General features: G+C 54.0%; 13 protein-coding genes and 1 tRNA gene. 2 read left to right on the top strand and 12 right to left on the bottom strand.

The genetic code is table 11. The annotated features are described in order from the left end of the window. Positions 1-224: 224 nt before the first annotated feature. The 9 genes from CFT68_RS20250 to rpmH form a co-directional block, all read right to left on the bottom strand. A complete protein-coding gene (locus tag CFT68_RS20250; protein WP_170934872.1) occupies positions 225-1,361 on the bottom strand; it encodes a serine hydrolase in 1,137 nt (378 codons plus the stop codon). A 330-nt stretch (positions 1,362-1,691) separates the two neighbouring features. After that, positions 1,692-2,978 carry a hypothetical protein gene (locus CFT68_RS20245; protein WP_141106643.1) on the bottom strand — a complete coding sequence of 429 codons (1,287 nt, stop codon included), beginning with the start codon at positions 2,976-2,978 and terminating at the stop codon, positions 1,692-1,694. Between the two features lie 69 nt (positions 2,979-3,047). After that, on the bottom strand, positions 3,048-3,878 hold the full coding sequence (locus CFT68_RS20240; RefSeq protein ID WP_088845498.1) for an ion transporter: 831 nt from the start codon (positions 3,876-3,878) through the stop codon (positions 3,048-3,050). A 19-nt stretch (positions 3,879-3,897) separates the two neighbouring features. Then, positions 3,898-5,235 (bottom strand): APC family permease, encoded by a 1,338-nt coding sequence (locus CFT68_RS20235; protein WP_088845497.1) that lies wholly within the window; start codon positions 5,233-5,235, stop codon positions 3,898-3,900. Between the two features lie 84 nt (positions 5,236-5,319). Next, positions 5,320-5,832, bottom strand: a complete 513-nt coding sequence (locus tag CFT68_RS20230; RefSeq protein ID WP_088845496.1) for a DUF2480 family protein — start codon at positions 5,830-5,832, stop codon at positions 5,320-5,322. Positions 5,833-5,893: 61 nt separating this feature from the next. Next, positions 5,894-6,592 carry a tRNA (adenosine(37)-N6)-threonylcarbamoyltransferase complex dimerization subunit type 1 TsaB gene (gene tsaB, locus CFT68_RS20225; protein WP_088845495.1) on the bottom strand — a complete coding sequence of 233 codons (699 nt, stop codon included), beginning with the start codon at positions 6,590-6,592 and terminating at the stop codon, positions 5,894-5,896. Between the two features lie 134 nt (positions 6,593-6,726). Next, complete coding sequence (locus CFT68_RS20220; RefSeq protein WP_088845494.1) at positions 6,727-8,436, bottom strand: S41 family peptidase; 1,710 nt, start codon at positions 8,434-8,436, stop codon at positions 6,727-6,729. A gap of 22 nt (positions 8,437-8,458) precedes the next feature. Next, positions 8,459-8,884 carry a ribonuclease P protein component gene (locus CFT68_RS20215; protein ID WP_088845493.1) on the bottom strand — a complete coding sequence of 142 codons (426 nt, stop codon included), beginning with the start codon at positions 8,882-8,884 and terminating at the stop codon, positions 8,459-8,461. Positions 8,885-8,918: 34 nt separating this feature from the next. After that, the gene (rpmH, locus tag CFT68_RS20210) at positions 8,919-9,077 is read right to left on the bottom strand and encodes a 50S ribosomal protein L34 (RefSeq protein ID WP_088845492.1); all 159 of its coding nucleotides are present in this window, start codon (positions 9,075-9,077) and stop codon (positions 8,919-8,921) included. 231 nt (positions 9,078-9,308) lie between these two features. Here rpmH and CFT68_RS20205 point away from each other — a divergent pair, with 231 nt between their 5' ends. Further along, the gene (locus CFT68_RS20205; RefSeq protein ID WP_088845491.1) at positions 9,309-11,042 is read left to right on the top strand and encodes a M61 family metallopeptidase; all 1,734 of its coding nucleotides are present in this window, start codon (positions 9,309-9,311) and stop codon (positions 11,040-11,042) included. Positions 11,043-11,239: 197 nt separating this feature from the next. Further along, positions 11,240-11,983 carry a TolB-like translocation protein gene (locus CFT68_RS20200; RefSeq protein ID WP_141106642.1) on the top strand — a complete coding sequence of 248 codons (744 nt, stop codon included), beginning with the start codon at positions 11,240-11,242 and terminating at the stop codon, positions 11,981-11,983. Positions 11,984-12,066: 83 nt separating this feature from the next. On the opposite strand, the gene CFT68_RS20195 is transcribed toward CFT68_RS20200, so the two are convergent. The 3 genes from CFT68_RS20195 to CFT68_RS20185 form a co-directional block, all read right to left on the bottom strand. After that, a complete protein-coding gene (locus tag CFT68_RS20195) occupies positions 12,067-12,315 on the bottom strand; it encodes a hypothetical protein (RefSeq protein ID WP_141106641.1) in 249 nt (82 codons plus the stop codon). Between the two features lie 139 nt (positions 12,316-12,454). Further along, the gene (locus tag CFT68_RS20190; protein ID WP_088845488.1) at positions 12,455-13,390 is read right to left on the bottom strand and encodes a PfkB family carbohydrate kinase; all 936 of its coding nucleotides are present in this window, start codon (positions 13,388-13,390) and stop codon (positions 12,455-12,457) included. A 155-nt stretch (positions 13,391-13,545) separates the two neighbouring features. Then, positions 13,546-13,619, bottom strand: a tRNA-His gene (locus tag CFT68_RS20185). Positions 13,620-13,682: the final 63 nt, after the last annotated feature.

The following is a 13,682-nucleotide window of genomic DNA, read 5'->3' as shown; positions in this document are numbered from 1 at the left end:
GATCTTCCACTTTCCAACTCCCCGCACAACTTTCTTTTCTGCGTTTCCGTAGCCCGCCTCCGTTCGATTTGGGAGTGCAAAAGTGCACGCTTCCCCGCAGGTTTGCAACTGGGGCCGCGAAAAATCTTAAAAACCTATCTGCCTTTATTGGTAATTGCATGGCTATCAGGCTAATGATTTTGATTGCAAAAGACACTTCCATCTGCCATAGAAGTACATGAGGGTTATTTGCCTTTTTCTGTAGGGAGTAGTTCCTGCAAATTAACGTGGTAAGCGCGTGGCCGTGTGGCTTCAAACTGATAGATCTGTTGGCCTAAGGCAGCTAAAAAGGGTAGTCCGACAGATGTGTATTCGTACTTACCGTCGTTTATGACGCCATCCTTGTTCACATAAAGCACAGCGCTAAGCATAAATTCAGCTTGGTGAGTTTCATCGATGAAATAGGCTACATCGGATAGATAGCCATGCGACATACCAACTACATTATATATATGTAGGCCTGGTTGTGCTTGGACTTCAGCGTTGCGCCCATAGTAGAGGTACTTCTTGTAAGCGTCGAAGTACTGAGATGATAAATAGCATGAGTATGCAGAGTTATGAGGGGTGTGGCGCAAGTAATAGCGCAGAAACGCATAATCATGCTCCGTAAGCTGGAAGCGTTGTGCTTCGGGAATAGCTTGTGGGAACAACAGTGATTTCAGAATATCTGTGACGTTCTGCAGAGGCAGATAGTTTGCCGTTGTGAAGTCGTACGGCTGCTGGATGATGCGCCCGCCGGACTGGAAGGCGCGCCCTTTGGTGATCCGGCCTAATGGGAAGGAGTAAGCCAGCTTATTTACTGCGGCAGGCTGCTCATAAACGCTCACTTCAGTTAAAGCGTCGCGGAAGCTGATAGGATTGGTATAGCGGTTGGCGCCAGTATCGCATGGAGCAAAGCGCCGGATGTTACGTGCATCGGGGTAACCCAACTGCTGCAACCGCTGATTGAGTGGCCCCTGGCCTAGAAATTCGTAGAGGCGGTTGTAGGCTTGGTTATCGCTCACTAAGAGCATTCGTTTGATGTAGTTCCCGACAGTGTTGATGCGGTCGGAGTCGGGAGATACTATATAAGGAGCAGCGGTTTGGCAGGAATGGCCTACACCGGTGGCCATTGGGGTGCGGCGCGACAAACCGGTCTTCTGTAGCTGATTTAGCTTTTCAAGTGCTAGCGCAGCGGTTGGCAGCTTCACTAAGCTCGCCGGGTTGAAATACTGACGAGCATTTAGCCGGTAGTTGTGCTGCACGAAGTGCGGCTGATTTTGCGCATCGCGGTTGATTTGGGTATAGATAATCTGAAGTTCATAGTCAGCAGCGCGACGCACAACCGGCATCAAGCGCGGATCGGCGTGCAGTAGACTATCTAACAAAGGACTATCCGCGGGCGGGGGAATTGATGGGCGCGTCTGGGCGGAAGCGCTAGGCCACTGTTGGCTCCAGCAAATCAGGCCAAGAATGAAGAGCCCTATAGTATAGGTGCGAGTGGAACAGTTTTGCATCATCTATATATAAGGAGTACGACAAGTATCTATAAGAGTGGCCTAGCGCTCCTCCCCTATTGCCTAACGGCGAGTTGAGTGTTCTACTATATAAAGAATGAGCCGCACCACGTAAGGCACGGCTCATTCTTTATAGCAATTCGGGACTTGGTTAGTTTACTCTGCCACAGCTTTGGCACGTTTGGCTAAGAGAAGGTTGGAGTCATTCTGGCGCCAGTTGTAGCCGGTGCCGAAAGGAAGCGGCCGCGGCGGATGGGCTGCATCAGTATAAGCAGCTGTGAGGACGGGCTGGTATTGCTTGGCAAATAGGTTGATGGGCCGCTTATAGGTGCCGTAGTACGTGAATTGCCAGTCGGAAGCGGGAAAGTATTTCATGGCAATGCCCGAGTCATCCTGCAGAATGTAGTTGCTGCGCTCCAGAATCAGGTTGCGGACTTTGCTGAAATACGACTTGTGCATGAGATAGGTAGCCGACTTCACATAAGTAGTTACTGGCCCCAGAGTACGCACGTATTTCAGGGCGGCTTCCTTCGTGATGCCCAGCTTCCAGTCGCTGAGGTCGCCCGAGAGATACACCACAGTCTTTTCTAGGCCACTTGTTGTCTTCAACTTTACCTCAACGCCCGGGACAACTTTCAAACTTGGCCTACGGATGGTAGCCGAATCAGCCTCCTGGATATTGCCCTCGGCATCTAGTTGAATATAGCGGAGGCCCGTAACCTTGTGTTCTGTACGGGCAGCGAATAACAGCAGGAGCGGTACAACCCCATCTACCTTGGCTTGCTTCTGGCTGGTCTTCGTTACAGGAGCCTGTTGTTTGGCCAATAAGGTAGTATCCGGCTTCTTTGACTTCAGGTTTAAATCAACCGCCATATCGTTGGTGCGGAAGAAACTGAAGTTGAGCACTGACCACAGGGAAGCTTTCAGGGCCGGAAAAAGCTGCGGATTCTCCAGGGTGCTGCGCTGCGGCAACGTCCCGACGGGCTCCAGACCAATGAGCACGTACGTCTGGCTGCTGGGGAACATGGTGGTGACGTTCAGAAAATCGGGGCCGCTAAACGGATAGAAAACGGTAGGGCTAGCCGCGCGCACGGAGTCTAATTCAGTGGCTGCCCATTTCTCTATCTTGGTGGTGCGGGTAGAATCGTAGTTTTTCCAGCTCTTATTCGCATCGGCGGCGAAGGCCTGCCAGGCGGGCTGCGCAGTAATTGGCTGCAGGTCGCTGCCAGGACCTACAGGCATTCCCGCCAGATAGACTGCTATATTCTGTTCGGGAGTAGCTTCGGCAACTGGTGGTGTAGCAGGTGGCGTACTAGCAGCTGTATCAAGGGAAGGAGCGGGCTTGCTACTGGCCTCTTCTACCTGGGTTTTATTTTGATCGGAGCAGGCGGCGAGGGCCACCATCAATACCGGTATTAGCAACCGGACGGCAGGAAAACGCATGGAGTTGGAAGGAATGTGCAGGAGGCGAAAGTACACAAACTGCCCTAGCTCCGCTATACATGGCCTAGGCTACAGCTTTTCGCCGCAGCGCCAGCAGTATTCGGCTTCGGGCTTATGGTCGGTGGCTTGGCACTCATGGCAAATAACCTGTTTGTAGGCCGGTGACCCAGATCGAGGCGTAGCCATTTGGGCAGACACGATGCCGGTGGGCACAGCAATTATGGCGTAGCCCAGAATCATAAGCACAGAAGCCAACGTCTGACCAAGTACTGTGGTGGGGGAGATATCGCCGTATCCTACCGTTGTGAGCGTTACGATGGCCCAATAGATGCTCTTCGGAATACTGGTGAAGCCATTTTGACCGCCTTCTATCACGTACATCAGGGTACCGATAATGATAACCAGTGTGAGCACCGCGGTGAGGAACACCATTATTTTGTAGCGGCTGGCCTTGAGTGCCGTCACGATGAACTCTCCCTCGCCCACAAACTGGCCTAGCTTGAAAATGCGGAATACCCGCAACAGCCGAAGTGTTCTTATAACCAGCAGATACTGATTGCCAGCAATAGCCAGACTAATGAGCGTAGGCACCACGGAAAGAAAATCGATGATGCCCAGCAGACTGAACGCGTAGGTGAGCGGACGCCGCACCACAACCAAGCGCGCGAGATATTCCAGCAAAAAAAGCGCCGTGAAGCCCCACTCCACTATCCGTAGGTAATAACCATACACGGCATTTATTTCGCGCACACTTTCCAGCATCACGGCCAGTACGCTCAACACAATGGCCCATAATAGAGCAATATCGAACAGGCGACCTTCTGGTGTATCTGCCTCGAAAATGACACTGTAGGCCCGTTGGCGCCAGCCGGAAGCAGCAGGTGATAGTTTGGATTCCATAGAATAGGAACGTGTGCAGTTATGGCTTTCGCGCCACAGCAACCCGTTGCATCAGGACCTGGCCTACGAAATACACCAGCAGTCCGATAGTCAGGGTGAGTAGTCCATAACGCGTTTCGGTGGGCTTGTCCTGCGCAATAAACCAGAGCGTCCAGCCATTCAACCCTAAAAACAGCAGCGGTGTGATGGGGTAGCCCCAGGCCCGGTAAGGGCGCGGTAAATCTGGCTGGCGCCAACGCAGCACAAACAGGCCTAGTACCGTCAGGAAAGTGAACAGACTGAGCACGAAGCCCGCGTAGAGCAGCACCGCCTCGAAAGTAGCCGACACAATGAACAGCAGCGTGAGGGCCGCCTGAAAGATGATAGCCCGCACCGGTATTGCGTTTTTACTGGTGTGGCCCAGCCACCGAAGGGCAGGTAAATCTTCGCCCATAACCTGCACAATGCGCGGCCCGGCAAAGACCATGGAACTTACCGTGGACACCAGCAAGACCGCAATAATGCCGCCCATGAGCCTGCCTAGGCCTATCCCGAACAGCTCCGTGGCCGCTACAAACCCCACTTCTACCTGGCCGGCTAGTTTGGAAATAGGAGTTGAATACAGAAAAATGAAGTTCAGCCCAACGTACAGGCCTAGCACGATGGCAGTACCAATCAGTAGAATGCGCGGCAGGTTGCGTTGGGGTTCCCGAACCTCACCGGTTAAGTACACAGCCGCGTTCCAGCCTGAATAAGCATAGGACACATAAACTAAAGAGACGGCAAAGGCCGGGCTCAGCAGTTGTTTCCAGTCGGAGGAAGTATGCGGCAAGAAGGCCAAGGGTTGCGGAGTTGCGGCTGCCCAACCCGCACTGATAAAGGCCACGAGCACCAACACTTTCACGGAAGTAATGACCACCTGCAACCGGCTCCCGGCCTGCCGACTCAGGGCGTGTACCGCCGTCAGGGCCACCACCACGCTCACAGATAGGGCAGTTGGCGGTATGCTAGGCCACACGCTTTGCGCATATTTGCCCAGCGCCATAGCGGCCAGAGCGGTAGGCGCCGCAAACCCGACGGTAGCGGAAACCCAGCCCGACAGAAAGCCTAACGCCGGATGATAAATCTGGGACAGATAATGATATTCGCCTCCTGAGCGCGGCATGGCCGCAGCCAGCTCTCCGTAGCTTAAAGCACCACAAAGCGCAATAACACCGCCTACCACCCACAACATCAGGAGCGCAAACCCGCTCTGAATGCCCAGAACCTGAAAGCCCAAACTAGTAAAAACACCCGTCCCGACCATATTGGCCACCACAATGGCAATACCCGTTAGGACGCTGATTTTATAAGTCGTTTCAGATTTGGCTTCCGTCATAAGAGCTGAATTTGGCCTAAAGATGAACAAAAACGCCCGTCCTCCGGCAGGGGGAGAACGGGCGTTTTCAGTAATTCGAGGGCACTAGGCCACTTTCGGGCGCTTGTAGAGTGGTACGGTGCTGCAGGGCTCGCCATACATGAGGCTAGCCGTAACAGGCAACAGCTTCTGCATGATGGCCACATAGGCATACGTGGGCACAGGCACAGAGCCGCACCCCTTAACGACCACTTTGGCGTCGCGGTATTCCTCGGCGTCAATCTTGGCAATAGCTTCATGGAACAAATCCTGCTCCAGCGCCTCCAGGTTGCCGAACACATACCGATGCGCGTGCCCCTGCAGTTTGGTGGCCAGCAGCATGTAGGCCCAAGTGGGCACAATGGCATCAGCGGAGCAGATGACAGCCACATTTTTACCGTCGTACTGCGCCCAATCGTGGGTTTTCACGAATTCCCGGAAGTCCTTTTCGCGCAGCATCAGGCCATGGAAAAGGTTGTCTTTGATGTCGTACACTACTCGCTCGCCGGGGTGCAGCAACTCTTCCAGATTGAGGGAAGTAAGGGCGCTTTGCGCTACGCGGTTGATAATTTCCTCCATGATCTATTGCCAACTTTTCGTCGGCCGGTTTCTTGAATGCTGTATTATAAACTCTAGGCCACTATTTGGCTTTGGGCGTTGTGGTATACACTTCTTTCAGGTAAAATGGCTCGTAGTAGGCCGCATCCCGAAACTCCTGGCGTCGGTAGGCCTCTAGCGCCAGGGCTCCTACCGCCACGGCCGAAGGAACAATCCCGGATATAAACCCGGCCTGCGAGCTATTAGCTAACACAGACTGAAACTTCGCGGCGCCGCTTCCAAAACATAACAACTGATGGTGGGCTAATTGTTCGGCCAGCGTATCGGCATCGAGAAGTAGCGGCGCAGGAGCCAGCACTTCCTGACCATCGTGGGTGTAGAGAGCTGCATACACTTCCATCCGGCGAGCATCCAGCATGGGGCAATACAAAAACTGCTCGGGCCGAGCCGTGACGGCAGCCACTTGATAGGCTAGGCTTTGTAGTGTACTAACGGCCAGCAGCGGAATATCCAAAGCATAACACAGTCCTTTTCCTGCGGCTGCCCCGATGCGTAGGCCAGTATAGGAGCCTGGCCCATCCGACAGCGCTACGGCCACCAGGTCCGACAAGCTATATCCGCTGTTTTCCAGCAGTTGGCTCACCAACACACTCAGATGTGAGGAGTGCGACTTCTCCAGCCGCAGCTCCGACTGGCCTACAAGGCTGCCATCATTTACTCGGTGCAGCGCAACGGAGCAAACAGGCGAAGAAGTTTCAAAGGAAAGAAGCAGCTCTGACATGGGGCAAAGGTACGGCTGCTACATGGAAGCATCTATAGCACCCTACACACTACTAGCGGGCACTCACTACAAGCGCAAAAAGAAAAGCAACCCCAAGATGAGGCTGCTTCCTATACTTTGCAATTTCTGAGTGCTTACTTCCCTCCTGCCGTGCTGCGCTTGGCTTCGGGGCGGGTTTTGGCCTCCAGGGTGCCCGGCTTGAGCAGCGCGGCATAGCGCGACTGATCATTGAGCACGTTCATGGCCATCAGGATGTTGGGGTCGTCGTCGAAGCTGGCTTCTACACTACCCTTCTGAAAATAGTAGCGCGACACGATTTCCTGCTCCAGTAGCTCCCGAATTTCAGGCTTGAAGCGGGTCAGGTCGTTGCTTTTATTGGTAGAAACCTTGCGGCGCATAGCCTCCAGCTCAGTTTTCACGTCGTCGTAGTGCTTTTCATCCTTCACCTTCTTCGTGAGGTCGGCCAAGGCTTTCTCGGCGTCGGTGCTGTAATTGATGTCCTTGTTTTTCAGATAGTCAACAAACTTCTGATAATCGGCATCTGTGAGGGCAAACTGTCGGGCCGGCGCAATAGTCGGGTGTTCTGAACGGAAGCGCGTGGCGTAATCGAAGAGGTAGCTTTTCTGGAGTAGCACCCGCGTGATATCCGCAATTTCGCGGTCTTGCACTTCTACATCGGGTGCTACGCCACCGCCATCATACACGGTGCGGCCCGCCTGCGTCTTGAAAGACGTACGCAAGGAATCGGGCACTTTGCCCAGCGTACCGTCATCGGCGCGGTGGCTATAGTCGATTTCCTGAATGCAACGGCCGCTTGGAATGTAGTATTTGGCCGTCGTTACTTTCAGCTGCGAGTTATAGCTGAGTGGCCGCGTTGCCTGCACCAAGCCTTTGCCGAAGGTACGTTCACCTACCAACACGGCACGGTCGTAATCCTGCAACACACCCGATACAATTTCTGAGGCTGAAGCTGAACGGTTGGAAGTAATAACTACTATCGGAATCTGGGTGTCCAGCGGAGCATCCAGCGCCTTGTACGTTTTATTCCAATCCGTCACTTTGCCTTTGGTGCTCACAATATCGAGCCCTTTATCCACGAACAGATTCGCAATGTTCACGGACTCGTTCAGTAGGCCACCCGGATTATCACGGATATCAAACACCAGCTTTTTGGCGCCCTGTTCCTTGAGCTTGGCTACGGCCATGCGCACTTCCTTGCCGGCATCTACAGTGAAACCCGATAGCTGAAAATAGCCAATTTCAGGAGTCAGCATGCCGTAGTACGGCACATTCTCAACCTGAATTTTATCACGCGTAATAGCAATCTCGACGGGAGCTTCCTGCCCGTAGCGGGTCACCATGAGCTTTACCTGCGAGTTGGCCTGGCCCTTCAGCAGCTTGCTGATATCGGAGCTCGACTTCTTTTCAACGTTTACACTGTTGATGGTCAGAATCTCGTCGCCGGGCAGCAAACCGGCTTTCTGAGCCGGGAAGCCTTCGTAAGCCGCTTGTACCACGGTTTTGCCGTTGCGCTTCACTACCACCGCCCCAATGCCGCCGTACTGACCAGTCGTCATGGTGCGGAAGTCCTCGATATCGTCCTCCGGGATGTAGTTGGTATACGGGTCAAGCGACTTGAGCATCGCGTCAATACCCGTCTTCACCATCTTGGCTGGAGGTATTTCATCGACATAATATGTATTCACTTCCCGGAAAAGGGTAGCGAAAATGTCGAGGTTCTTAGCTATTTCGAAATACCGCTCGTTCTCAGAAGCCGAGCGGAAGGATACGAGTAAGGCGGCTCCGCCGAGCAAAGCGGCGGCGGCCAAGGATTTTTTACGCATAAAGGGCAGCAGAGAAAGTATCCTACGAAACAGACACCACCCCGGCTTTCCGGGAGGCGCCATCCAACAAACGCTCTAGCCCTGAAATTAATTTTTTTTCAACCAGCGTGAAAGGCTTTTTTTCCTTCCCGGTATAGATAATGGCGAGCTGCCCAACGGTGTGCCCTCCTTCAGCTTCCAGCAAGCGGTATTTGTTGAGCCGGTAGGCTTCCCGCATGAGACGCTTGAAATAATTGCGGTCGATGGCACGCTTAAAATTGCGCTTGCTCACGCTCACGAGCACTTGGGGTGGCTCAGTAGTAGGTTCCGGCGTAGGGAGCCACACTATGCGCAGAGGGTATAAACCAAAAGAAGAACCCCGGCCGAAAAGCTCTTCAATGAGCTTTTTGCGGCACAAGTGTTCTTCTTTCGGAAACGAGTAGGAGCGCGCGCCCGGCGTATTATGCATCGTCAGGAGCGGTTCGGCGGAGGCCGTCAGCGGCTTAGCGCTTATGACGACCTTCGTCAGATACGGTCAGGCGTTTGCGGCCTTTAGCACGACGACGGGCAATTACGCTGCGGCCGTTTGCGGATTCCATGCGCGAGCGGAAACCGTGCTTGTTGCGGCGTTTGCGCTGCGAGGGCTGAAAAGTACGTTTCATGGTATTGTTAAGTGACTCAGTGACAGGTAAGGCCGGCAAAGGTACGCGTATGATTTGGAAAAGACAATGGTTTCCCTTGCTTTTTCCGCTCCGGTTTCTTTCTCACCCTTCCGTGGCCTAGCGCAAAACTACCATTGATTTCTATTGAATACTAGAGGAAAACCCCGAGTTACCGCCCTGCAATTCGTAGCTTTACGTCAGGTTTACCGGCAGTTGCCGTTCCGAGTTTCCATGATTCACTACTACGTTTCCTTCGAGAACCCGCTTACCTTTTACCTGCAGATACAGATGACCTATGAGGTGGCCGCCAATGCCACTCAGGCCCTGGAACTGCAACTGCCAGCGTGGCGGCCGGGGCGCTACGAGCTGCAGAACTTCGCGCAGAAGCTGCAGCATGTGGTTATCGAGGATGCGGCATCGGGTGAAGTATTGGCCGCACGCAAAATCACGAAGGACCGTTGGCAGGTGACGGATGCAGCCGGCAAAACGGTACGCGTACGCTACAACTTCTACGCCCACCAGATGGACGCCGGCGGCTCCTGGCTCGATGAAACGCAGCTGTATCTGAACCCCGTGCAGGCGCTCTTCTATATTGAAGGCCGCCAGCAGGAAGCCTGCCAGCTTGCGCTGGATTTGCCCGAAGGCTGGCAGCTGGCGTGTGGCCTACCGCAAAGCGGCCCCAATACTCTGCAGGCCCAAAACTTCGACCACCTCGCCGATTCGCCGCTTATTGCCAGTCCTACGCTGCAATACCGCAATTACGAGGTCGATGGCTTGCCTTTTTACATCTGGATTCAGGGAGAATGCCCCGTAGACTGGCCTAGACTGGTGGCTGACTTCCGGGCTTTCTCGCAGGAGCAGTTGGCGCTGTTTGGTGGGTTCCCGGCCAGTGACTATCATTTCCTGAACCAGATTCTGCCCTACAAGCACTACCACGGCGTAGAACACCTCAATTCCACCGTCATCGTGCTGGGCCCCGCCGAGCTGCTGATGACAGAAGGCCTCTATAAGGAGTTGCTGGGCGTGAGCTGTCATGAACTATTTCATGCTTGGAATATCAAGAGCATCCGGCCCATCGAGATGCAGCCCTATGACTATGCCCGGGAGAACTACTTCCGGACGTGCTTCATCGCGGAGGGCATCACGACTTATTACGGGGAGTATCTGCTGGCGCGGGCTGGCGTCCGGACGGCTGCTCAGTATTTCCAAGAGCTCAACATCGTGCTGCGCAAGCATTTTGATGACTATGGCCGCTACCACCTCTCCGTGGCCGATGCCAGCATGGACCTCTGGCTGGATGGCTACAAGCCCGGCGTGCCCGACCGGAAGGTGTCGGTATACCACAAAGGAGCCTTGGTGGCGCTGTTGCTGGACCTCACGCTGCGGCAGCTGTCCAACCACAAACGCAGCCTCGATGATGTCATGCGCCGCTTGTGGGAGGAGTTCGGCAAAACAGGCCTAGGCTATACCGAAGACGATTACACGCGCATTGTGAAGGAAGTAGCCGGCCGCGACATGCAGGCTTACTTCGATAAATTCATTTACGGCACGGCTCCGCTCGAAGAGCCGCTGAACCGGGTGCTGGGCTTTGTAGGCTGCCGCCTGCACATTGAGCAAAACGCCTCGGCCTCTGAAGGAATTTACGGTTTCCGGACAGTAGTAAAGAACGAACGGACCGAAGTAACGGACATACTGCCGGATGCCCCGGCGGCGCTGGCCCTTACCGTTGACGATGAGATAGTGGCCGTGAATGGCCGCCGGGTTGATATGAACCTGCACAATCTTCTCAGCGACGGCGCCACACAGCATGAGGTAACGGTGTTCCGCCAAAACCGCTTGGTTACAGTTCAGCTGGCAGCGGAAGTAGGACACCATTTCTGGCAAAAAATAACGGTGGAGAAGTTACATACCACCACACCGGAGCAGCAAGCCAGTTTCCAGCAGTGGCTGCACCAGGAGTTTTAAGATCCAGAAGTAAGAAAAACAGCTTGGAGCAGCGCCGTTCTGCTCTCCCCTACTCCTTGAACTCATCCTCCCGGTCTCGCATCCGCTTTTCTACCTATCCTGTACCGCCGTTTTCGTTGAAAACCGTGCTATTTCGGCTGCGCACTGTTGCGACTGCCCTGCCCTTAGTTGCTTTTTTGCCGGCCTGCTCCCTGCATATGCAGCCAGCCGAAAAGCAGCGCCCTTCGGTAGCGTTGCCGCCGCAGCTGCCAAAGCCTCCTACTCCACCCCGCATCTACCGCCTCGCTCATCTCGATACTATCGTGCAGGTTCCGGGGCGCGTGCTGCGCATATATCCGGCTCCTAGGCCAGTCTATGATAAGCTGGAAAGCCCGGCTTGGGTAATAGCCAAACCTGCTTCGGCAGAGGAAGAAGAATCGTTTCTGGATTTTACGGTAGAAGAGAAACGCCGCCTGGTGCACGCAGGAGCACAAGTACTCCGGACAGGCAGGGCGTTGCGCCTGCGCCCTACAAAAGGACCGGAAGTACGCCTGCTCAATAACCCGGTAGGGAATGAGCAGCATGTGGCCTACGAGTACGTAACCAGCCTGCCCGAAATTAAACAATGGCTGGTATCGGTGCACCTCTACGAAGGCGGCTACTACATGCTGGTAGACCAGCGCAACGGTAGACGTACGCAGCTCATGGCGCCACCCGTGATTTCGCCCGACGGGCGCCACTTTGTGTGCGGCAACTCCGATGTACTGGCCCACTTCGAGCCAAGTGGCCTACAGCTCTGGTCGGCAGAAGGAAGTAACTTGCGCTTGCTCTGGGAACGACAAACGGAATGGGGCTGCACCAACCCCCGCTGGCTCGATAACAAGACGATCCTTTTTGAACAGGATTTCTTCGATAAAGGTGACGTAGATACCCGGGTAGTTCGGCTGAATGTGGTACCGTAGCTCGTCCACCATTCACATCAACGCATCAAAAAGCCCCGTTAACTAAAGGTTAACGGGGCTTTTTGATGCGTTGCAGCAGCAGATTAGTCGCCTTGTTTGCCAGGGCCCTTTTGTCCGCTATCTACCGACATAGGCCGGTTTCCTTGTGGGTTATTCCGAATAGGGTTCGTTTTGCGCGGCTCGTTGCCGTGGCTATTACCATCGGTGGTGTTGCCGTGAGTGGAAACGTTCGACACGTTGGGATTCTGCACCTGGGTGCTTTTCTTCTTGGTATTGGCAGCCGGGTTGACGGAGGTTTTATCGTTCGTCAGGTCGGTTTGTTTTTTGCTCATGCTCATGGCCGTGGGGGTTACGGGTGGATGAATACTCCTTGTACCCTGCTACGCACTATGAGGTTGCAGAAAAATTTCGGCCAACAAAAAGCCCCAGCCAAGTATTGGCCGGGGCTCTGGATTTCTGGCAACGAGTGGCCTAGGTGGTAGCAACAGCTGAAGCAGGCACTACGGCTACCAGATCAGCGAACTGTTGCTCACGAGACTCAATTTCATCCTGCGTGAGGTTCAGCAAGCGCTCCGTACCGAATTTCTCTACGCAGAACGAAGCCATGGCCGAGCCATGAATTACGGCGCGCTTCATGTTATCGAAGCTGATATCGTCGGTGGCGGCGAGGTAACCGATAAAGCCCCCGGCGAAGGTATCGCCAGCACCGGTTGGGTCGAATACTTCTTCTAGCGGAAGAGCGGGCGCATAGAACACTTTGTTCTTGTGGAAAAGCAGAGCACCGTGCTCACCCTTCTTGATGATGAGGTATTTCGGTCCCATCGCCAGAATGATTTTAGCGGCTTTCACCAGCGAATGCACGCCGGAAAGCTGACGGGCTTCTTCATCATTGATGCTAAGCACATCTACCATCTCGATGGTGGTTTTCAGCTCTTCCAGAGCTACATCCATCCAGAAGTTCATCGTATCCATCACGATGAGCTTAGGACGGTTCACGAGGCGCTGAATCACGAGGCGCTGAATCTGGGGCGTGAGGTTGCCCAGCATCAGGTATTTGCAATCCTGGTAGGAATCGGGAATAATCGGGTCGAAATCGGCTAGCACGTTCAGTTCCGTTACGAGTGTCTCGCGCGAGTTCAGGTCGTTGGAATACTTGCCCGACCAGAAGAACGACTTCTCGCCCTGCTTGATCTGTAGGCCTTCGGTATCAACGCCATGCTCTTCGAGCAGCAGAATATCGGACTGGGCAAAGTCGTCTCCTACCACGGCTACTACTTTCACCGGTTTCAGGGAGTAGCTGGCCGACAGGCCGATATAGGTGGCAGCGCCACCAACAATCTTGTCGGTTTTGCCGAAGGGCGTTTCCAGGGCGTCGAACGCCACGGTTCCGATAACAACCAGACTCATAAGTCAGAGGGGTAAGAGGTGATTCATGCACTACACTGTTGCCGCTGCAACACCACAAATATCCAAATCCTTCCGGAAAGGCCGGAAAAAGCACAGAATACGTGACATTTAGCAAATAAAAAGGCCTCTACCGTGCAGCAGAGGCCTTGTTCATGGGTAAATAATGGGGCTCGAACCCACGACCTTCGGAATCACAATCCGACGCTCTAACCAGCTGAGCTATATCTACCGTGTTGGGTATTGGAGTCACAAAAGTAGCGGCCTGCTGCTGATTTGCAAAAAAATGAGCGAG

Source organism: Hymenobacter gelipurpurascens, assembly GCF_900187375.1.
GTDB lineage: Bacteria > Bacteroidota > Bacteroidia > Cytophagales > Hymenobacteraceae > Hymenobacter > Hymenobacter gelipurpurascens.
This window is presented reverse-complemented; position numbering and strand designations above follow the sequence as displayed.

Coding starts and splice junctions, on each gene's coding strand:
- CFT68_RS20240 (WP_088845498.1), bottom strand. CDS start 3,878: ATGGAATCCAAACTATCACCTGCTGCTTCCGGCTGGCGCCAACGGGCC.
- CFT68_RS20190 (WP_088845488.1), bottom strand. CDS start 13,390: ATGAGTCTGGTTGTTATCGGAACCGTGGCGTTCGACGCCCTGGAAACG.
- tsaB (WP_088845495.1), bottom strand. CDS start 6,592: ATGTCAGAGCTGCTTCTTTCCTTTGAAACTTCTTCGCCTGTTTGCTCC.
- rpmH (WP_088845492.1), bottom strand. CDS start 9,077: ATGAAACGTACTTTTCAGCCCTCGCAGCGCAAACGCCGCAACAAGCAC.
- CFT68_RS20245 (WP_141106643.1), bottom strand. CDS start 2,978: ATGCGTTTTCCTGCCGTCCGGTTGCTAATACCGGTATTGATGGTGGCC.
- CFT68_RS20220 (WP_088845494.1), bottom strand. CDS start 8,436: ATGCGTAAAAAATCCTTGGCCGCCGCCGCTTTGCTCGGCGGAGCCGCC.
- CFT68_RS20205 (WP_088845491.1), top strand. CDS start 9,309: ATGATTCACTACTACGTTTCCTTCGAGAACCCGCTTACCTTTTACCTG.
- CFT68_RS20230 (WP_088845496.1), bottom strand. CDS start 5,832: ATGGAGGAAATTATCAACCGCGTAGCGCAAAGCGCCCTTACTTCCCTC.
- CFT68_RS20235 (WP_088845497.1), bottom strand. CDS start 5,235: ATGACGGAAGCCAAATCTGAAACGACTTATAAAATCAGCGTCCTAACG.
- CFT68_RS20200 (WP_141106642.1), top strand. CDS start 11,240: ATGCAGCCAGCCGAAAAGCAGCGCCCTTCGGTAGCGTTGCCGCCGCAG.
- CFT68_RS20195 (WP_141106641.1), bottom strand. CDS start 12,315: ATGAGCAAAAAACAAACCGACCTGACGAACGATAAAACCTCCGTCAAC.
- CFT68_RS20215 (WP_088845493.1), bottom strand. CDS start 8,884: ATGCATAATACGCCGGGCGCGCGCTCCTACTCGTTTCCGAAAGAAGAA.